At 53.2% G+C, this 20579-nt stretch carries 19 protein-coding genes and 1 tRNA gene; 3 read left to right on the top strand and 17 right to left on the bottom strand.

Annotated features, from left to right (window positions below):
- Positions 1 to 207 precede the first annotated feature (207 nt).
- The 16 genes from QN378_RS18560 to rpsU all read right to left on the bottom strand — a co-directional run bounded on the left by QN378_RS18560 (position 208) and on the right by rpsU (position 17832).
- The gene (locus QN378_RS18560) at positions 208 to 1194 is read right to left on the bottom strand and encodes a hypothetical protein (RefSeq protein ID WP_323550990.1); all 987 of its coding nucleotides are present in this window, start codon (positions 1192 to 1194) and stop codon (positions 208 to 210) included.
- A gap of 132 nt (positions 1195 to 1326) precedes the next feature.
- The gene (locus QN378_RS18555) at positions 1327 to 1869 is read right to left on the bottom strand and encodes a plasmid mobilization relaxosome protein MobC (protein ID WP_323550991.1); all 543 of its coding nucleotides are present in this window, start codon (positions 1867 to 1869) and stop codon (positions 1327 to 1329) included.
- 399 nt (positions 1870 to 2268) lie between these two features.
- Entirely contained in the window at positions 2269 to 2697 is a 429-nt protein-coding gene (locus QN378_RS18550) for a hypothetical protein (RefSeq protein ID WP_323550992.1), read from the bottom strand.
- A gap of 323 nt (positions 2698 to 3020) precedes the next feature.
- On the bottom strand, positions 3021 to 3293 hold the full coding sequence (locus QN378_RS18545; RefSeq protein ID WP_323550993.1) for an antitoxin VbhA family protein: 273 nt from the start codon (positions 3291 to 3293) through the stop codon (positions 3021 to 3023).
- 1208 nt (positions 3294 to 4501) lie between these two features.
- Positions 4502 to 5578, bottom strand: a complete 1077-nt coding sequence (locus tag QN378_RS18540; RefSeq protein ID WP_323550994.1) for a type IV secretion system protein — start codon at positions 5576 to 5578, stop codon at positions 4502 to 4504.
- Between the two features lies 1 nt (position 5579).
- Complete coding sequence (locus QN378_RS18535; RefSeq protein ID WP_323550995.1) at positions 5580 to 5843, bottom strand: EexN family lipoprotein; 264 nt, start codon at positions 5841 to 5843, stop codon at positions 5580 to 5582.
- Complete coding sequence (locus tag QN378_RS18530; protein ID WP_323550996.1) at positions 5840 to 6319, bottom strand: hypothetical protein; 480 nt, start codon at positions 6317 to 6319, stop codon at positions 5840 to 5842. The genes QN378_RS18535 and QN378_RS18530 overlap by 4 nt, the downstream gene beginning before the upstream one ends.
- 305 nt (positions 6320 to 6624) lie before the next feature.
- Positions 6625 to 6879: a hypothetical protein gene (locus QN378_RS18525; protein ID WP_323550997.1), complete on the bottom strand. Its 255-nt coding sequence runs from the start codon at positions 6877 to 6879 to the stop codon at positions 6625 to 6627.
- A 53-nt stretch (positions 6880 to 6932) separates the two neighbouring features.
- Positions 6933 to 7712 carry a helix-turn-helix domain-containing protein gene (locus tag QN378_RS18520; RefSeq protein WP_323550998.1) on the bottom strand — a complete coding sequence of 260 codons (780 nt, stop codon included), beginning with the start codon at positions 7710 to 7712 and terminating at the stop codon, positions 6933 to 6935.
- Positions 7709 to 7951, bottom strand: coding sequence for a plasmid-related protein (locus QN378_RS18515; RefSeq protein WP_256671992.1), 243 nt, complete (start codon positions 7949 to 7951; stop codon positions 7709 to 7711). The genes QN378_RS18520 and QN378_RS18515 overlap by 4 nt, the downstream gene beginning before the upstream one ends.
- A gap of 277 nt (positions 7952 to 8228) precedes the next feature.
- The gene (locus QN378_RS18510; protein WP_323550724.1) at positions 8229 to 9284 is read right to left on the bottom strand and encodes a site-specific integrase; all 1056 of its coding nucleotides are present in this window, start codon (positions 9282 to 9284) and stop codon (positions 8229 to 8231) included.
- Positions 9285 to 9409: 125 nt separating this feature from the next.
- A tRNA-Ile gene (locus QN378_RS18505) sits at positions 9410 to 9486 on the bottom strand.
- Positions 9487 to 9501: 15 nt separating this feature from the next.
- A complete protein-coding gene (locus QN378_RS18500) occupies positions 9502 to 13245 on the bottom strand; it encodes an EAL domain-containing protein (protein WP_323550725.1) in 3744 nt (1247 codons plus the stop codon).
- A gap of 133 nt (positions 13246 to 13378) precedes the next feature.
- Positions 13379 to 15229 (bottom strand): RNA polymerase sigma factor RpoD, encoded by a 1851-nt coding sequence (gene rpoD / locus QN378_RS18495; protein WP_322205659.1) that lies wholly within the window; start codon positions 15227 to 15229, stop codon positions 13379 to 13381.
- Positions 15230 to 15296: 67 nt separating this feature from the next.
- Complete coding sequence (dnaG, locus tag QN378_RS18490; RefSeq protein ID WP_323550726.1) at positions 15297 to 17243, bottom strand: DNA primase; 1947 nt, start codon at positions 17241 to 17243, stop codon at positions 15297 to 15299.
- Between the two features lie 373 nt (positions 17244 to 17616).
- Positions 17617 to 17832 (bottom strand): 30S ribosomal protein S21, encoded by a 216-nt coding sequence (rpsU, locus tag QN378_RS18485; RefSeq protein WP_002551877.1) that lies wholly within the window; start codon positions 17830 to 17832, stop codon positions 17617 to 17619.
- Between the two features lie 196 nt (positions 17833 to 18028).
- On the opposite strand from rpsU, the gene tsaD reads away from it, so the two are divergent.
- Positions 18029 to 19054 (top strand): tRNA (adenosine(37)-N6)-threonylcarbamoyltransferase complex transferase subunit TsaD, encoded by a 1026-nt coding sequence (gene tsaD / locus QN378_RS18480; protein ID WP_323550766.1) that lies wholly within the window; start codon positions 18029 to 18031, stop codon positions 19052 to 19054.
- A gap of 30 nt (positions 19055 to 19084) precedes the next feature.
- Here the strand turns inward: tsaD and plsY are convergent, their stop codons facing one another.
- Complete coding sequence (gene plsY / locus QN378_RS18475) at positions 19085 to 19654, bottom strand: glycerol-3-phosphate 1-O-acyltransferase PlsY (RefSeq protein WP_322205656.1); 570 nt, start codon at positions 19652 to 19654, stop codon at positions 19085 to 19087.
- A 74-nt stretch (positions 19655 to 19728) separates the two neighbouring features.
- On the opposite strand from plsY, the gene folB reads away from it, so the two are divergent.
- Entirely contained in the window at positions 19729 to 20082 is a 354-nt protein-coding gene (gene folB, locus QN378_RS18470; RefSeq protein ID WP_322205655.1) for a dihydroneopterin aldolase, read from the top strand.
- A complete protein-coding gene (folK, locus tag QN378_RS18465) occupies positions 20073 to 20579 on the top strand; it encodes a 2-amino-4-hydroxy-6-hydroxymethyldihydropteridine diphosphokinase (protein WP_322205654.1) in 507 nt (168 codons plus the stop codon). Before folB ends, folK begins: the two co-directional genes overlap by 10 nt.

Below are 20579 nucleotides of genomic sequence, written 5' to 3'. Positions count from 1 at the left end.
GCGCATTCCTAGAGCCCGCGAAAATCCAGATCAACAGCAGGGGGGCTGGAGGGGCTACGCAGAATTCTGATCAGCGGACTCGATGGCATCGAGTTAGGTCAGTAGATGATAGGCAATGTTTCGGGTGCTCAAGCGAGTTAATGCTGATGGTCTTTCCTGTCAGTATTAAGCAACTTGAGAGATATCTCTAGTGTTGACTAGACGGCTTCAGAATTCCACTGGCTCTCCCAATAACACTTCTTCGCCTGCGAGGCTAAGAGAGAAGCCGTGTCGATGGTTTGCTGGCACTTGCCTGGAATAGAGATGCCAGTATTCAGTAGGCGTCTCCGCCTGGATATAGTAAGTAACAGACTCAATTTTGTAATTGGCAGAAAATCGTTTTAGCCCCTCCCTTAGTCTTCCGTACTCCAGGGCCTTGCTTTTCTCCTGGCTTTTAGTTCCGAAATAATGGATGAGTCCATGCTCCAGCAGCATGCCTTCCTCCATTTTTTGTACTTCATCTATTGCGGAGTTGCTAACTGCGAAGCTCATGAGATATGGGTTTGTCTGTGTAACTGCCGTCGCTTTCAGCAGGTTGTAATAGACAAAAATGTCTCTTTCATCGGTGGGCGTGCCATATAGCGAATCACTGTAGCCTCGGTGGTCTCTCTTCAACGGGCGGGTTGCGGGGTCATCGGTGGAGCCAACGTATAAAATTTCAGTATCGATCCCAAGATTAATATTCTCCCCCATTAAAAACTCATGCACTGATATTCCTACAGGCTTGCCCTGATCGCTGCCCCAAATTGAAATGAATCGTCCATTATCAACGATAATGGGCAGTCGTCTGCCGCTAAGGGACGGCGATGCCGGGAAGCGGACGTTTCTAACTTTTCGCTTCTTGCCTATTTCTAGATAAATTATTATCTCTCGTTTTGTTAGGCTGTATTTCGGGGGCTTTCTAGTGCTGAATCGTACTTTTTGTCTGGCGGCTATGAAATACACAAAACGTTTGTCATTACTTTTTTTTACTGCGTCGCGATAGTCCTTTAGGTATGCAGTGGCTACTTTCTGGAAGTCAATTCCTGGTGGCGAATTGATCACGAGATCGAACCAAAAGACCGTATAGTCGGCTAGTTCGACGTACCAGTTCTTTTCAGAGTCTTTGTAGGCAGGGGCGTCTTTAATGAAGCTGAAAAAGCCACGTGATTTCATAGCGCTATCCATTGGATATTGAACTGATTATCGGAGCAGCATGAGCACTCTCTTATTGCGAGGCATACGTGGCTCGACTCGATGGATGAAGGTGGCTGGTGAGCGCTAAGCAGTACCTCTTCAACGAAATTATCACTCGACATTCCATCGCTCTAGGCTTGCCCTTATAGCTCTGTTGACGATGTCTGTATGGTTATCAACGATACGGGTTAGCGCTTCGATCCGCTCGACAGTTACCGGCTCGTATGCACCTTCGTTCAGGCGACGAGAGATCTGGTTCAGGTTGCGGCCAAGGGCCAAAAGCTGGTAGTTCGACTCACCCAGTGCGTCGATCTCACTCATACCAAATTGCGGCTCATGAGTCAGTCCAGCTCGGATGGCATCCACAATCCACCGGCGCATTGAACACCTTTCCACCCGCGCTCGTTCTTTTACTGCCGCTTTTTCAGAAGCGGTCAGTAGGATTTCAAATCGTTGTTTAGGCTCGGCGGCAGGTGCTTCGTGGATCTGATGGTAAATCTTCGGCTGCGGATTTGCGGCCGCCTTCGCCAACTGCTGCTCGATAGCCTCTTTGATTGCCGCGCCGGGCTTCTTACCGAGAGCCTTGCAGTAATCGGCCCATGGCTCTTTGAGCGCGCCCAAGTACACGTCCAGGTACTGAGCCGACTTCGACACCTTCGCTTTCTCCATACGTGACTAGCGCCTCCAATGAGTAAGGCCCCGGCAGGGCGATCAGAAACTACCGGGGTAGTTTACCGGCGGTTAGCCTATCCTGCACTAGTGCTCCACCGTCTTTCAAATTTGTTCATGAACAAGGAAAAATCGTAGTGGAGGTGGCGTTGTGTAATACAGCTTTCCGGTGAAAGCCTATCCTGCACTAGGTCTCATATCCCCCAAGCATTTGTTCATGAACAAGCTTTCCTTGATGCAGTGTGTCGGATAGCTGGGGTAGAGCGAAGGCAGGGGTAGTGGGTGTCACATTCCCGGTGGAAGCCTATCCTGCACTAGATCTCCAATAGGCTAAGTTCTTGTTCATGAACAAAGCCCGGACGGATTCAGCTGCGGAGCCTGGCGCTATAGATTCAAGAACGTATCACCTGAAAATGTGTGTTCTTCTTCGTAAAGCGAGGTGTAACGCAGCTCAATCGAGACGTCTTTCGTTGTTAGGAACGTAGCCAGCGCAAGCTCGCAACCAGAGTTGAACAGTTTTGACTTGCCCAGAATTTCGATTTCCATTCCGGGCCTTAAGGCGGCAACCTTGGTTGGCCAGCCAATAGAAAAGCAAAGCGGTTCCAAGCCCATATCGCGCAAGATTTTCGGCCACTGATTCTTGCCTAAGCCTGCATAGACTTTCCCCGATACGGAAACGCTCAGGGAAGTAAGTATCCCGAGACCGATACCTTCATTGGTGAGATACAGCCCGTTCTTTCCGTTGGCTCCTGCGAGGTGAGGCGTGACCATCAGGTAAGGTCTTACGGAAAGCACATTGTGCTGCTTAGCCATATCAAGCTGCCATAACGACACGCATAGGGCGCCAAACGCAACGGCAAGTGCGGCGAGAGAGATCAGACGTTCCGGGGAGCTATCGATTCGTCTCCAGATTGACGCTGGAGGCTTTAGGCGTGGGCGCTGCATGCTTGCCATCCCCCTTCTCTCAGTGGGCCGGTGAAATCTGTTGTGGGGTAATGCATAGGGGGTCCTTTCTCAGGCATATGCTTCTTGCTTTTTCGCTGCTGCGCTGTCAGTCAGCATGCAGTTGTTGCCTTGTTAGTTCGACAAATGTCGGGCATGCGGCTCAAGATGTTCAAGCATCGGTGAACTTACGCTCACTTCGGTAGGGAAGAAGCGTTCTCTTGCTGCGAGATCGACACAAACTCGTCCAGATCAATTTCGCCGCTGATGTAGCGCTCGCCGAGGCGTTTCATACCCTTAGTGACTTCAAATCCAGACAGTTTTACTGAGGAGTTGGCAAAGTCCACGGTTTCCTTTCGTTTGCCCTGCTCAGACTCCGATATCTGGTGTTCCTTGAGCTGGTCAATCTCGGCTGAGGGGGCAGCGTTATCTTGTTGTTGAGTGGTTTTATGATTTTCTGAAGTCATGCTGTTTTCCTGACGAGTTTTGAGAAGTCTTGTTCATGAACAAGGAGTTCAGATTTGAAGCATTCCTGGTTGCGCGCAAGCACGCCTTGTAAACCGCGAATGTGATGGAGGTACATGGCACATGTGAAAGCGTGCATTGATCAAAGTACCAAGGTTTTTGCTGGATGTGGTGTCAAGGGCGGCACCGGAGGCCGCATGCGGAGCGGAGCCGAAGGCGAGCACCGAACGGGTGAGGATGACGGGCGTAGCCGCACCCTTGACACCACAGGAAGCGCTCAGCCTATCGCTAGGGGTAGGTCAAGGGCTCCGCCCGCCGTGCCTGCCCCGCAGCCCGTCCGGCAAGTTCGGACACGGGATGCAACCGAAGGGGTTGCCCAAGCGGAGCGCGGAGCTTCAGGACTGGTGTTCAAACATCCCCACCGCTTGGATTTCTGATCGGTGTAAGCGTCCCCTCCCGGTGTCTCACCGAGGGGAGCCTCAGTTAGACTAGCGATTCTTTAAGGAAGCATTTCAAAGGAGTGAATCGGTGCAAACCAACCAAACCGTAAGTTGCCCACATTGCATGAACAACGTTCCATGGGGCGCCTCAGTTTGTAGAGGCTGTCATGCTGAAATCTCCTATGGCACCCCTCGGGCAAACATCGTCTTTTTCATTATCGTTTCGGTGGCAGCAGGCTGGTATGCAGCGAAACTCGTTCACGATCACCTGTCTACCAATTCGACTTTCCTGTGGCCTGTGTTTGGGGTCGTCTTCGCACTTGTAGGCATTCTGTCCATAAAGATCTGTAAGCGCCTTTATACGGGTAAGACTTGGTTTCGACGGATCTACCGGACCAAGTGACCAACCGGCCCGGGACGGATTTGCACGCATGAGTCATCAAAACAACAACGCTGAAATTGTCTTGTTTTTGCTATTAGTTATTTAAATTCATAGAGTTAACGTTCTTTCATATCCCATCCCCCCGCCCTTCCCGCAAGCAGGAAGGGAGCGAGTCGCCCTCTGTCGTCAAGGGTGCAGGGTAGGCCTCCGGCCTTGATCCCCTACACCCATGCCGTGAGCGTTGGTCGCTCCTGCCGCGTCAAGGGGCCGAGTCCTCGTCGCTTCGCTCCTGCGGGCCGCACCAACCCCTTGACCCGCCATCCGCTTGTTGAAGGTACTCAGAAAAAGACCCCGCCGAAGCGAGGTCTGATGAGCCGTGCGTCAGGGGCTACTGATTTACTCTGCCCCCGGTAGCACTCCCCCAGTTTTTGCCCATGTTCTGCATGACGTGCTGTCGGTAGGCTGGGTTCCAGGCTGTGTTACCGGCCGCGAGGTGGTTCAAGCGTCCAGCAGTGACCATTTGCCCCGACTGCATGTCGCGGCGCGTGGACTGTCGGTTGAGCCCCTTGGTGATCGGTGAGGCGGCACCGCTTGCGATTCCGCGAAGGGTGAGCCCTGCGCTTGATATTCCCCCTGCAAGGCTGCCAGCGACGGCATTGGCTTGTTGCAGCATGTACAGCACAACGACTGTCACCACCAAAAGCTCCAGGAAGGTGGATATGGGGTAGTCACCGGGTGTTGCGAGTATGTCACTAGTTAGCGAAGAGAAAAACTTGATCCCGAAGCTGAGTACCGTGACAACCAGCGCGATTTGCAGGATGTATGTTATGACTTGGGCGAACCAGCTATCGAACCATTTGGAGGTGAACTGCCCAAACAACAGCATCATGATAAAAATTGGCCCGATGCCGAGCATGATCGACAGCATTCCCTTTGCAACGATGATCATTGCCCCCGCTGGAACCGCGATAATAAGTGTTGCCGCGTATACAATTATGGCGGTCAACAAATCAAAAAATATCATTCCGACGTCGTACCCAGCACGAAGTCCCATCTTCGTTAGAATATCGGCGCCTATTGCCCAGCCATCGGACATGGCATTGTCCACTACCTGAAATACAGACCTTGAGACCGTTGAGTCGCCAGTAGCTGAAAAGGCAGAAGCAACCCCTGTTTCAAGGCCGTGTAGTGCCTCCACTACCCACGACATATACGTGTCCGCGTTCATTGCCAGCCCGCTGATAAGCAGAAACTTTCCGCAGGTCTTGAGGAAATGGGATGCGGGTTGCTCGATTGTGCCGGTGATCATCATGAAGCCCATCATGGTCAAATAGAGCGTTCCACAAAGCGTTACCGTTAGTGAAAAGTCATCGATGACTTGGCTGGACGTGACGCGTATGAAGGTCTGGAGGGTTTGGTCCATGCTCCCCGCCATCCATTCGAATATTCCCGTCGTGGTCGTCATTCTATTTTCCCTGAGAAGAAAAATTGATTGGCTCGCGGTGTTTGTAACCACGTAGCTCCAGCGTTATTGCATTCGCGGCCGATGAAGCGTTGATGCAGTTCGCAGAAATCGAAAGCTCTCCAGGGCTAGCCTTGCACCTCTCCAGCACCTTTAAACGCTCAGATGTATTTGCCTTGTACCAGTCGACGGTTTGAACAGATTCTTGTCGTTCGCAGCCAGCGAGAATTGACGTTGTGATGAGTAGGAGAGCAGGAATACTTTTCATTTTTTCACCGTGCGATCAGTGTTGCTGGTTGAATCAGCGCTCGTCATTTTCGCGTTACGATTGCTCAGGACATTCAGCGCTGAGGCCAGTTCTGCTTGATCAATGATTCGTAGCGCCGCGACCGTACGAAGTGCGCTTTCCCTGGTTCCGGCCCAACTTCCCGCTAGACGTTCAAAGGTATTGTTGAGAAGGCCTATGCAGGCGCACACACAGCAGACTGAGAGCAGGGCAGCGAAGCCTGGAGGAATGGGGGCTGACTGGCGGGGAAGCGTTATTTCGAACCAGTCGATGGCAGCCATTGAAAACGGCACCATCGCAAGTACAGCTGCCATGAGGTCTCGTTGCAATAACGACGGCGCCCGTCTAGAGATCTCTTTCATGTATCCGAGCCGGTCTACACACACCCAGTATCGGCGGATGGATATGAGCGCGAACGTGCAAAAGGTGAGAATCGGTAGGTAGAGATACGAAATCATTGTGTTGCTCCTTTGGTTAAGGGCGAACGCAGTGCTGTCTTTCCAGCCGTCCGGCGACTCTTTATATCGAGCTACTTTTCCCGCCAGTCAGGGCTTGTTTAAGGCCCGTATCCAGTGCGCTTTCGTGGCGCTCTTGGGATGTGGTCTATACGGCGCGTCTTTCCGCTGCTTGTCCGGTGGCTCTTTCTATCGAGCTGCTATTCCCACCTGTCAGGGGCTTTCTTTTCAGTCCCGGCACCCAGTACGCAGGGGCGTTCTTAGGGTATAAATAAGCTGCGCTCAGTGGTCGTTTGCTTCACTTTTATTCAAGACCAGAATTTTCGGTCAATTACAATCTGGTCAGCAATATACGGAATGTTTGCAAGCTCATCTAATGCCATTTCTACTGTTCTAAACCAGTAGGGGCGGTTTTCTTCGTCGATGACTGTGTGATCAATTACACCGTCCGATACGCTGAGCGCGAAGCCGTTTTTGTAGTGTGCTCGTAGGATAACTTGTATGTCGCCTGTTCTGTCCAGGCTGTCGCAATAGCTTTCAAGCTGCTTGAAGTGGAGTGACATTTCTCTGTCCTTTCAATGCTGATTATTTGGTGTGTGGTTCAAGTGATTGACGGTTACTGAGGTTGTACTTTGTTTCTTATTAATCGCTTCAATGCATTTATGCTTTCTTGTTTGTCTACAGTGCGCATCCATAATGGCTTATCGCTGTTGTTAGTTTTGAGAGGGATTTCAAATTTTGGTTTCGGCTTACTCGGTTTTGCAAGAGGGCAAAAATTGCCTTTCAAATAATTTTTCTTCAATCCATAAAACCACCGCTGAGGTGTTGTGGTGATCTTTCCGGATCTCAATGCCTCCGAGAGCTCATCGACAAGCATTTGGTGATCATGTCTAGGTATGTCGTTCAAGAGTTGAACAATCCATGCGCGATCACCATCCTTTAGGCCCTTGGGCAGGCTCAGATTATTCCCGGTAGTCTGTAGTAGTTCTTTTTTTGGTTCTCTTGGTAGTTCTTGGTATGTCATCGCTGTGTCATTCCCCCCGTGACACAACGCTGTCTGGGGTAGGGGTGTCGTAGATGTCATCCCCCCTGTGACAGCGTTGTCAGTGGGGGCCAAGGCTTTTACAGAGGGAAGGTTGATGAAGTATCTATTCGTCGTCTGACCGCCATCGTCACGATATTCTTTTTGGATGGTTAATAGGCCTGCCCGCTCAAATTCCTTAATTTGACGTTGCACTGTTCTGGAGGAAATGCCGCAAAACTTTGCGAGGGTTTGCACTTTTGGCCAGCTTTTTCCGTTTTCGTCCGCATGTTTTGCTAATGCCATCATTACAAGCTTTGCAGTAGGAGAGCCGAATTCGTGCGTCCAGACCCAGTCGTAGGCTTTGTAGCTCATTGCAATTTGCCCTGAGGACTTACCTCAATATCTAAGTTCAACGCATCATTGATCTGCATTGTCCTAAAATATACGCGACGGCCGATCCGGATCATTGCCGGTTTGAGTTTTCGGGAGATGTCAGTGTCGGAATAAAGAGAGACCCTCACTCCATCAGGAGAGCGCCCTAGTAACGTGGCGATGTCTGGAATGCTCATCAAGGGGCCGAAACGGTTAAGTAGATACTCTTCAGTTGTCATGTGTAAGTTCGCAGTGTCTGGAGAAGGTCTGCGAATTCTTGAGGGGTATTGGCGTATTGTCAAACTGGCTAATGCGTCGAAACTACCAATATATAGTATCTTGGTTGATTGATTTATACGTCTTGGTAGTCTTGGGTTGGCTATGTTGGTTTTGAAGTTAAATGGTGGATATCTGATAAGGCCTATATATGCCGGGTGTTAGCTAGTGTTTTTTAGTTTTCGATGATGCGACTATAAAAATAGCCGCATTTTTTCACGATTTTTTATGAGGACTTAGTCATCTTGAGATTTTGTCCAGTTTATCCACCAGATCTTCAGCTCGAAGGTGGGTATATCGCTTGAGCATCTGCATTGACTTATGACCACTGATGGCTGAAACCTCTTGGTCAGATAATCCACCTTCGACAAGCCGACTCACAGCTTCATGGCGCAGGTCGTGAAACCTGAAGTCAGGCAGATCGAGCTTCTTCTTCAGCTGTCCCCAAATTTTAGTGAAGGTATACGGTCGACGTTTCTTGTCCTTTCCAGGCTCACCAAAAAACACCAGGTTGCAGTCGATTGGTCGCACTGGGTTGTCCATCGCAGCTTTGAACACTTCAGTAGCGCGTTTGCTCAGTGGAACTGTTCGGGAAGCGTCGTTCTTTGTGTCTGAGAGGCGTATGACGCGCTTTGCCAAATCCACCTGAGGCCGTCGCAGGGATGAGATCTCAGACGAGCGCATACCCGTTTCCAGGGCGATGCGCACAATCCAACCCAGCATAGGGTTGCTGTGTCGATTCACGGCCGCGAGCAAATGGCGTTCTTCGTCCGACGATAGTCGTCGGTCACGACCATCTCCCGGGCTTGGCTTGCGAATGTTCAGCACTGGATTGAACGTCAGGCCCAATCCCCATTCCTGAATAGCGACGGTGTACAGGTGGCTCAACAGAGCCAGCTCAAGGCGCACAGTATTGTTGCTGATATTTCCATCGCGGCCGGGCTCGTTCAGTCGCTTGTCGCGGTAGCCGGCAATGATTTCAGCGGAGAGGGCGGCAAGAGAGTATTTACCCAGGTGCGCTATGAGCTTCTTGGCTTTGGTGATTTCACCGCGCTGGGTGCTGGGCTTCTTGGTGGGGGTGATGTCGCTCAGGTAGCGCTTGAGTGCAGCCTCAAGGGTCATGCGTTCGGAGCCGCTGCGCCGGATATAGATGCCTTGGACCATTTCGTCTTCGGTACGTCGAGACCAGTCCTCCGCATCACGCTTGGTGCGGAAGGTTTTAGCCACGGTTGGCCAGCCAGTTTTGCGAATCAGAGCCTTCCAGGTGCCGGAAGGAGTTTTGACGAGTGTTGCCATGAGAGGGTGCTCCTAGGCGGCTGGCGAACCAGCACTGTACCTAATTTGTACCCGTGGAGCGTAGGACTGTAAAAACAGGGACCAATCCAAAAGCACAAAAGCCGCGCAGTGCGCGGCTTTGAGTATGGTGGGCCCAGTAGGACTCGAACCTACGACCAAGGGATTATGAGTCCCCTGCTCTAACCAACTGAGCTATAGGCCCTCAGTAGGTCGCGGATTATAGCGATGGTTTCTCGGCAGTGCTATCCGAAAAGTCCGAAACATTCATACGAAGAAACCTAGCGCAGAATTCTTCGGCGCGCAGGGGCAGGCTGACGATGAAACCTTGGATCTGCTCACAACCTTCCAGCGTGAGAAACTCCTGCTGCTCAATGGTTTCAACACCTTCGGCAATCACGGTCAGTTGCATGCTGCGACCTAGGGCGATGATGGCGCGGACGATGGCGGCATCGTGGGGGTCGTCGGGGAGGCCTCGGACGAATGATTGGTCGATCTTGAGGATGTCCAATGGCAGGCGCTTGAGGTAGCTGAGTGACGAATATCCTGTGCCGAAGTCGTCTATGGCCAGTTGGACACCAATTTTTTTTAGCTTGTGCAGCACGGCCAAGGCTTCTTCGGCTTGGCTCATGATGAAATTTTCAGTGATTTCCAGCTGTAGGCAGCCAGGACATAAATTGCATTCTTTAAGCAGCTGTTCGATGCGGCGTAGAAGGTTAGGTTGGCGCAATTGTGCGCCTGCCAGGTTTACGGAGAGTGGTCCAAACGGTTGGTAGGTTTTGTTCCACTCGCACAGTTGACGGCAGGCCTGCTCCAGTACCCAGTCGCCGATTTGCATGATGGTGCCGTTTTCTTCGGCCAACGGGATGAAGTGTTCGGGGGGCACGTCGCCAAATGTGGGATGGTGCCAGCGGATGAGTGCTTCGGCGCCGACGAGACTTTGTGATAGCAGGCTTAATTTCGGCTGATAGTAAAGGCTCAGTTGATTACGCTCGATTGCACGTCTTAGCTCATGCTCCAGCGCGATCCGCTCGCTGGCTTGGGAGGTCAGGTCGCGAGTGTAACTTTCCACTCGGTTGCGGCCTTTGGCTTTGGAGCGGTACATAGCGGCGTCGGCGTTTTTGATTAGCGTCGCAACGTCAGTCCCATCCGCTGGGAACAGGCAGGTACCGATGCTGGCACTGATGAAGAATTCATGCTCTCCCGCTTGAAACGGTGCACCGAAGCAAGCCAGTAGTTTGTTCGCGACGGTTTCTGCGTCGTTGGCATGCAGCAGGCCGGGCAGCAAAATAATAAACTCGTCGCCGCCTAAGCGCGAGACGGTATCGACGTCGCGTAGTTGCTCCTTGAGGCGCAGCGCAATGCCTTTAAGCAGCAGATCGCCTACCGGATGACCTAGGCTGTCATTAATGTGTTTGAAGCGATCCAGATCGAGAAATAGAACTGCACCTTGGCCAATGGCTTCATGGCTGTGACCGAGCGCCGCTTGCAAACGGCTTTCGAATAGGGTGCGATTGGGCAGGCCGGTTAGCGGGTCATGGTGCGCCTGATAGTCGAGGCTCGCTTGGGCATGTTTGAGGCTGGAGATGTCCGCGAACACGGCGACGAAGTGCGTAATGATTTGCTCTGGGTTTCGTACGGCGCTGATAGTCAGCCAGCTGGGATAAAGCTCGCCGTTCTTGCGACGATTGCTGATTTCTCCCTGCCAATGCCCTTCAGCAGTCAGCTGGTACCACATGGCGGCATAAAACGCGCTGTCATGCTGGCCCGAGGCAAGCAATCGGGGGGTCTGGTTGAGGGCCTCTTGTTCGCTGTAGCCGGTGATTTCTGTAAAGGCGCGATTGACTGCGTTGATTCGTTGCTGGGTGTCGGTTATCAATACCCCTTCTGCGGTGCTTTCAAATACGGTAGCAGCCAACAGCAGTTTTTCCTGCATCTGCTGGCGCTCGGTGATGTCTCGAGCAATGGTCAGCATGCAATCTTCGCCACCAATGGGCAGCGGTCTCGCGGAAACTTCACACAGCCTTACTTGGCCGTCCCTTCTGCGGATATGGCTTATAAAGTCGCGCACAAACCCGTCGCGTTTGAGCAGCTTGATCATCTGGTCGCGCTCTTTCAGATCTACCCAGATGCCAAGGTCGATAGTCGAGTTGTCCAAAGACATCGCGCTGATGTAGCCCGTGATGCGGGTAAAACCGTCATTGACCTCAATCAATAGGCCATCGCTTTGACGGGTGATCAGCATTCCGTCTGGGGACGAGTGGAAGGCTTTGGCGAATTTTTCTTCGGAAATTTGTAACTGCTGCTGGGCTTCTTTAAGCGGACTGATATCGCGGACAACTACCACCAGTGCGGGTGTTGAATCCAAGTCGAAGGTTTTGGCTGAAATCAGGCCAGTGAACATTCGGCCATCTACACGCCGAAAAGGCATTTCCAGATTACGAATGCTGCCGCTCTGCAAGCGCATTAACAGGCTAGGACCTATACCGGGTATTCCCCAGATATTCAGGTCGGTGGCGGCTCGACCAATGACCTGATCTGCCTTTAAACCAATCTGCTCTTCGAAGGCTTTGTTAGCTTCGAGTACACAGCCGTCGCACAACCGAGCGATTAGCAGAATGTCGGGGCATTGAGTAAATACCGAGGCAAACTTCCCCTCGGACGAACGCAGAGCATCTTCAGTTTGTTTGGCTTCACTGATGTCGATCATCAGGCCACGCATTATTTTTGCTGAGCCCTGCTCGATCAAGCTGACTATATCGCGAATCCAGATAACTTTTCCGTCGGCGCGAAACACGCGATAGTCCAGGCTATGGCCTCGACCGAGGTGCGTTTCCTGGTCACAAAATTGCTGCGCTTGAATGATATCGCTTGGGTGTACGATGCTTCGCCAAAAACCGGGGCTCAGCCATTGAGCCAATGGATAGCCAAGCAAGGCAACTGCGTGAGGTGATACGTAGCTGTAAGTGTAATCACTGACATTGGCTTCCCACGCGATGGCTGAAAGACTCTCAATGAGGCCTCGATAATGGTATTCGCTGGTTCGCAGGTCTTGTTCAAGCGTGACCCGCCGGTCGATCTCTGTGCTCAATCGGCGATTGATGCGAATGACCACTGCCAGTACGGTAGAGAGTAACAACAGGCCGGGAAGGCCATAGAACAGAAAATCCTGCCAAAACTGGGGGTGATCAAATGAACTTCCGACCCAGCGCTCTTGGATGGCATCAACTTCCGAAGGGCTTAGTTCAGCGAACACCTTGTTCAAAATGCCGACCAATATTTGCTGGCTTTGCGGAACGGCCATAGCCAGTTGATAACGATAGGGCGTCTTGCCGCTGACATAAATGCCGTCCAGTTTGAGCTGGCGCAGGCTCCAGACGCTGGACGCCAGATCACCCACTATCGCGTCAACCTCGTCTGTGGCCAAGGCTTGCAGGGCAGAGCTGACGTTGGGGAAGGGAATCAGATTAAGTTCGGGGTGTTGTGTGCGAAGCAGTTCATGGGGAGCACCGTTTTTAACGACGGCAATCTTCAGGTTTTGTAACTCTTTTACGTTGTGCGGGTGCATCCCGTGTTCGTGAGCGAGGATAACAATCGGGAAATCGAGGTAGGGAAGGGTAAACGACAAGTATCGCTGCCGCTCTGGCGTTGACATAACACCGGGCAGTAGATCGATGTCGCCCGCTTTGGCTCTATTGAGTACCTGATTCCAATTCTCTGACGTAACGGGCTTAAACGTTATGGAAAGGCGTTTTTCAATGAGCGCTACATATTCCGACGCGAGCCCTCGGTGGTTACCTTGTGCGTCGAGAAACTCGAATGGCGGCCATGTACCGTTGACGCCCAGACGAAGTTCCTTGTGTGAGCCAAGCCAGTTTCGCTCCTCATCTGAAAGCGTCAGCGCGTTAGCCGTTACTGTCGTGCCAATCATGTAGAGAAAAATAACGGCCGACAGTCGTGACATGGCGTTCTCAATCCAGGCAGTCAGGAGTGAGACGAGTGTAGTCGGGCCCAAGCCGGTAAGAAGGCGCACGAAAAGTTAATTCTGCATAACGCAAAACCCCCGGCAAGCCGGGGGTTTGGTGTTGCCTGTCTACTTACTCGTCGAGGAACGAGCGCAGGTGCTCGCTTCGCGTCGGGTGCCGCAGCTTGCGCAGTGCCTTGGCTTCGATTTGACGGATTCGCTCACGCGTTACGTCAAACTGTTTACCAACCTCTTCCAGCGTGTGGTCAGTATTCATGTCGATGCCGAAGCGCATACGCAGTACTTTGGCTTCGCGAGCGGTAAGGCCCGAGAGCACTTCGCGCGTCGCTTCTTTGAGGCTTTCGACCGTGGCGACATCGATTGGCGACTGCATAGTCGAGTCTTCGATGAAATCACCCAAGTGCGAATCTTCGTCGTCACCAATCGGCGTCTCCATGGAGATCGGCTCTTTAGCGATCTTCAATACCTTACGGATTTTATCCTCAGGCATTTCCATGCGTTCGCCCAGCTCTTCCGGGGTCGGTTCGCGGCCCATTTCCTGCAACATCTGCCGAGAAATACGGTTGAGCTTGTTGATCGTCTCGATCATGTGCACCGGAATACGAATGGTGCGAGCCTGGTCAGCGATCGAGCGAGTGATCGCCTGACGAATCCACCAGGTAGCATAAGTCGAGAACTTGTATCCACGACGATATTCGAACTTGTCCACCGCTTTCATCAAGCCTATGTTGCCTTCCTGAATCAAATCCAGGAATTGCAGGCCACGGTTGGTGTACTTTTTGGCGATGGAGATCACCAGTCGCAAGTTCGCTTCAACCATCTCTTTCTTCGCGCGGCGGGCCTTGGCCTCCCCGATCGACATGCGACGGTTGATGTCCTTGATCTCGGAAATCTTCAAACCTGTTTCAGTTTCAAGTGCGGTCAGCTTCTGCTGGCAACGCTGGATGTCGACTTGCAAGCGGCCAATAGCTTCAGCGTATTTGCTTTTGCCTTTAGCCAGCGCGTCGGTCCAGCTTTCGTCGACTTCGTTGCCTGGGAACTGGCGAAGGAAGTCGGCGCGCGGCATACGTGCATCACGCACACAAAGCTGCATGATGGCGCGTTCCTGAGCACGTAGCCGCTCAAGAGCACCGCGAACACGCTCGACCAAACCTTCAAACTGTTTAGGAACCAGTTTGATCGGCATGAACAGCAAAGCCAGCGCTACCAGTTCGGCAGTTGCTTGCTTGCTGCCGCGACCATGCTTTTTCAGCACCTTGCGGGCGATTTCCATTTGATCGGAAACCGCACCGAAGCGCGCTGCTGCGATGATCGGGTCAGGGCCGCTTTCAACCTCTTCTTCTTCCTCGGTTGCTCCCTCTTCCTTTTCTTCCTCGTCGTCGTCGCCTTCTGGCTTCGCCGCTTTGGGGTCTACAGGAGGTGGAACCTCGGCGGGAGCCGCGATGCCGTCGTCCGGGTCGATATAACCGCTCAGAACGTCAGAAAGGCGTCCACCTTCGGTCGTGACACGTGTGTACTCGGAAAGAATATGGTCAACCGTGCCAGGGAAGTGCGCAATTGCGCCCATCACTTCACGGATGCCTTCTTCAATACGCTTGGCGATTTCAATTTCGCCTTCACGAGTCAGAAGCTCGACCGTACCCATTTCACGCATATACATGCGCACGGGGTCGGTGGTGCGACCAATGTCGGTCTCGACTGCCGCCAACGCTGCGGCCGCTTCTTCTGCGGCCGCCTCATCGGTGTCAGCTTGGGCCAACAGTAGTGCATCCGCATCCGGGGCACTCTCGAATACGTTGATCCCCATGTCGTTAATCATGCGGATGATGTCTTCCACTTGCTCCGGATCTGAAATATCTTCGGGCAGGTGGTCGTTGACCTCCGCGTAAGTCAGGTAACCCTGCTCACGACCTCGGGTGATCAACTCTTTGAGGCGAGACTGCTGTTGCGCTTTTCCGGACATAACACCCTATCCACTGAAGGTCTTGGCGGGCAAAAAACAAGCCGAGGATTATACCCGAGCTATGACCTCACGCGCCAGTTGAGGTCGGGTTTTGTGCAGGAACTTTGCGATTTAACAGAGCAAGAAGCTGAATTTTCTCTTCAGCACTCAGCCCTGCCTGTTTTTCTTTCCTGATTAGCTGTTCAAGACTGCGCTCGCGTTGGCGGACGGATAACCTAGTTATAGTGTCGAAAAACTGTTGTTCAAGGTTGTCGGCCTCAATCAGCCATTCTTTCTCTGCTAATGCGCGTAACAGTCGGCCTTGTTCTGTGCCATGCCAGCGCGCAATCAATTGAAGTGAACGCAGCTTCGGATTTTTCTGCAGTGCTTCAAGCAGAGCGACCAGTAATTGCGCGTAAATATGATCTTCTGCAGCAAAGTGGCTGGCATCTTCGACTTTCTCTGCCAGTTGCGGATGATGTAGAAGCGTTCTGAGTGCGGTCAGTGTCGGCGGTTCTACTGTCGCGGGAGTACGAGGTCCACGGGGTTCGAAGTCAGGTCGTTTGCCCTTCTTGTCCCAAGGTTTTTTATCCCACTTTTTCTGACCACTGGTTTTGTTGACCCATTCCGGCTGCGCTTCATAAGCATTAGTTGGCTGAAAATCAGCGTAGTCCGGTAGGGCATCATAGTCGATGTTAGGGTCGTAACTAGCCAAGGCCGCTTGCGGGGCGCTCTGCACCAGCTGATGCATGTCTTGGGTATTGAGCCCGGTTATTTCACTCAGGCGCTGCCGCATGAGTGTGCGTAAGTTGGCGCCCGGCACTTTGTCGATCAGCGGCGCGGCCAAGGTTGCCATATGGGCTTTGCCCTCCAGCGAACGCGGGTCGGCTTCTTTGGTCAACTGCTCGAAGAAGTAGTCAGCCAGCGGTTGCGCGTGCTGATTGATCCGCGCCTTGAACGCGTCTGTCCCTTCTGAGCGGACCAACGTGTCCGGATCTTCACCCTCGGGCAGGAACAAAAAGCGTGCGCGGCGTCCATCCTGAAGGCTCGACAGCGCTGCCTCGAGGGCGCGCCAAGCGGCATTACGGCCCGCTTGATCGCCGTCAAAACAAAACAGTACGTTGGGTACCACTCGAAAAAGCTTTTTCAGGTGGTCTTCGCTGGTAGCGGTGCCTAGCGTGGCCACGGCATTGCGCAAGCCTTGTTGGGCGAGGGCGATGACGTCCATGTAACCCTCGACGACGATTATTTCATCGAGGCTGCGGTTGTACTTTCGCGCTTCGAACAAGCCGTACAGCTCTTGTCCTTTATGAAATACCGGCGTTTCCGGTGAGTTCAAATACTTGGGTTTGTCATCGCCCAGTACCCGGCCGCCAAAGGCGATGACGCGTCCGCGACTGTCGCGGATGGGGAACATCACGCGGTCACGAAAACGGTCGTAGCGTTTGCCGGTCTCGGCATTTTCGATCAGCAGGCCCGCATCGATCATGGTCTTCTGCTGAAGCGTGTCACTGCTCAAGTGTTTGTGCAGGTTGTCCCAGCCGGGTGGAGCAAAGCCAAGGCCGAAATCGCGAGCGATTTCACCTGACAAGCCACGACCTTTCAAATAGTCGACGGCGGCTTTGCGTGTCGGATGGCTTTTCAGTGCCTGACGATAAAATTCGGCGGCTGCCGTCAGCAGCGGGTAAAGCGGTGAGTCGGTTGGCTGACGGGGCTTTTGTCCTTTAACGCTCTGCTCGCGCGGCACTTCCATGCCTGCGGCTTTAGCAAGTTCTTCAACGGCCTGGGGGAAATCCAGGTTGTCGTGATCCATCATGAAGCCCAGTGCGTTGCCACCTGCGCCGCAGCCAAAGCAATAATAAAACTGCTTGTCGGGGCTGACACTAAACGATGGGGTTTTTTCTTTGTGAAACGGACAGCAGGCGCTGTAATTTTTCCCGGTTTTCTTCAATTGCAGACGTGAGCTGACAACATCGACAATGTCGGTGCGGTTCAGAAGGTCGTCAATGAAGCTCTGGGGAATTAGCCCTGCCATGGCGTTCTCATTATCAGACTGCTCGCCAGCAAACTCGCGGCGAAACTAAAACGTAACAACAACGGCCATTGCGGGCCAGTGTGTTCACTAAGCTGACATTGGGAGACGCTGCCTGATTGAACTCCTCGCGAAGATCAATTAGGCGTGCTCGTCATATGCATTGGTCATTGTCAGTGTAGACGTGATCAATACCGCCTGAGTCTTTTCGGAATCAGAGCTGACGTATTTTGACGGGATTTGTCCGAGTCGCAGTCAGCGTGCACCGGCGGCTTAGACAGCTTCTGTCAATAAAGCGTGGGGCTTTATATGCAACTGCCAACAGCCCGGCTTGGAAGGCCGGGCTTGGCAGAAGCTTGCGACGGTTGTCTGTAAATTAATACAGACGAACGGCGCGGCGCTGTTCGCGCTGTACTTTCTTGGCATGACGCTTAACAGCGGCTGCTGCTTTACGCTTACGCTCAGAAGTCGGCTTCTCGTAAAATTCGCGGCTACGAACTTCAGCCAGAACACCGGCTTTTTCGCAGGAGCGCTTGAAACGACGCAGAGCTACGTCGAAGGGTTCGTTCTCTTTAACTTTGACGGCTGGCATCCAGAGCTACCTTCTTTCATTACCGGGGTCAACGTCTGGTGCAAAACTGCACTTAAGTACGTCGGTTTTTAAGGGTTGCGGATGTTAACCCCTCATTGAGAGGAATGCAAAGCCTCTGATCGAAAAGCGCTGGTCGGCGCATAGAGCGGCGACTATTATGCGCGCCTTCGATTCAGCCTCTGAAAGGCGCAAACCCATGCTAGTACTGGGATTAGAGACATCGTGCGACGAAACGGGTGTCGCACTATACGACAGTGAAAAAGGATTGCTGGCCGACGCGTTATTCAGCCAGATCGATCTACATCGGGCGTATGGTGGCGTTGTGCCTGAATTGGCGTCAAGGGATCACGTCAAGCGGATGTTGCCGTTAATTCGGCAGGTATTGGCCGAAGCCGAGTGTGCGGCCACCGATATCGATGCCATCGCGTACACGGCTGGTCCGGGCCTGGTGGGTGCCTTATTGGTAGGTGCGTCGTGTGCCCAAGCGCTGGCATTTGCTTGGGATATTCCCGCGCTGGGTGTGCATCACATGGAAGGGCACTTGCTGGCACCTATGCTGGAGGAGCGACCACCAGAATTTCCGTTCGTCGCTTTGTTGGTGTCTGGCGGCCATACACAACTGGTCCGCGTCGACGGCATTGGTGTTTACGAGTTGATGGGCGAGACGCTGGACGATGCGGCGGGTGAGGCATTCGACAAGACGGCGAAGATGATGGGTCTGCATTATCCCGGCGGTCCAGAAATCGCAAGGCTGGCCAGTCAGGGTGTACCGGGGCGTTTTGTTTTTCCGCGCCCTATGACTGATCGGCCAGGCTTGGATTTCAGTTTCAGTGGGTTGAAGACCTCCGCTCTGAACATCTGGCAACAGCGGCAAAGTGCTGGAGACGACGGTGAGCAAACCCGTTGCGACATCTCTCTGGCCTTCCAGCATGCGGTGGTAGAGACTTTGACCATCAAGTGCAAGCGCGCACTCAAGCAAGCCGGTCTCAAACGACTGGTCATCGCTGGTGGCGTGAGTGCTAACAAGGCTTTGCGCGCGTCGCTGGAAAAAATGCTCGGCGAGCTAAAAGGCGAGGTGTTCTATGCGCGGCCCGAGTTCTGCACCGATAACGGTGCGATGATCGCGTTCGCCGGGTGTCAGCGTTTGCAAGCCGGGCAAAAAGAAGCACTGAGTATCAGTGTGCAGGCGCGGTGGCCCATGGAGCAACTGACTGGGTTGTAATGGGTGTCAAAGCGGGGGCTTCGCGAACTTTCAGAAATGCCGTTCGCGCCCTGTCAGCAGGTCGCGTAAATTACCGCGATGGCGCCATACGATAAGTACGGTGAGAAGGCTCATGGGCAGCAGCGCTTGCGGCTCCTGCCAAGCCAGCACTGGCAAAGTCAGTGGCAGCGCAATCAGCGCGGCAAGTGAGCTTGTACGAGTCAGCAGTAATACCAGCACCCAGGCGCAGAACGCTACGGCAGCGGCGGGTGGATAGAGGCCTACCAGCACGCCGGCGGCTGTTGCAACGCCCTTGCCGCCACGAAAGTGAAAGTACACTGGAAAAAGATGACCGAGCACGGCGCAAATACCTATCCATGCTTGTTCTTGTAGGTTGAGACCAAGCAGTTTGGCGGCGAGCACGGCAAGCAGGCCTTTGCACAAGTCGCCGATGAGGGTCAATGCCGCGAGTTTTTTGCCGGCCAGGCGCAACATATTGGTCGCGCCGGCGTTCTTTGAACCACTGGCGCGCGGGTCTGGGCTGCCGGTGAGTTGGCTGAGCCAGATAGCGAAGGACAGTGAGCCAAGTAGGTAGGCAAGGATTGCAAGTAACCAGAACATGCTAACCACTCCGGGCGAGTTTGCCCTGATTCTAACGGCGCATTGCGCCCTTGTCGTGCAGCGGAGAACAGTGCTTGGACAGAGTTTTCATCGAGGGTCTGGAAGTCGATACCGTTATCGGTGCCTACGACTGGGAGCGTGGCATTCGCCAGTGCCTGCGTCTCGACCTGAGCTTTGCTTGGGACAATCAGCCTGCTGCGGCAGGTGATGACCTGAGTAAAGCGCTCGATTACGCCAGCGTTTCGGCGCGAATTCAGGTCTTTGCCGAACAGGCACAATTTCAGTTGGTGGAGACGTTCGCCGAGCGGCTAGCCGAGGTGCTGATGAGTGAGTTCCATATTCCTTGGATGCACCTCAGATTGACCAAGCCCGGCGCCGTTGCAGCGGCGTCGGGCGTGGGCGTGGAGATCGAGCGCGGATGCCGCTAACTCAGATATTCCTTGGTTTGGGCAGCAATATAGAGCGCGAGAAAAACCTGCACGCGGGACTCGAGGCGCTCGACGGTTTTTTGCTGGGCGTTACCTGTTCTTCGGTATTTGAAAGCCAGCCGGTAGGTATCAAAAGCGGTCCATTTTTCAATCTGGTGGTGACGGCGTACACCGATCTGTCACTGATAGAACTAGACCGTCGTTTGAAGTTAATCGAAGCGGACAATGGCCGTTACGCCCCTGAGCGTAAGGGCTTGCCGTTGGACATTGATGTGCTCCTGTTTGGCGAGCAGGTCGGTAATTTCGATGGCCTGATCTTGCCTCGCGCAGAAATTCTCAAAAATGCCTTTGTTCTATGGCCACTGTCGTTAATCGCGCCGGGACGGCTGCATCCTGGGGTTAATAAGACGTTTGATGTGTTATGGCGAGAGTCGCGAATTGACCAGGTGTTGGCGCCGGTTTCGTTTGAGTGGCGCGGGCGGCAATTGACCTCTTAG

The organism is Pseudomonas sp. 10S5, assembly GCF_035019745.1.
GTDB lineage: Bacteria > Pseudomonadota > Gammaproteobacteria > Pseudomonadales > Pseudomonadaceae > Aquipseudomonas.
Note: the sequence above shows the minus strand (reverse complement) of the source record. Positions and strands in the feature narration are given on the sequence as shown.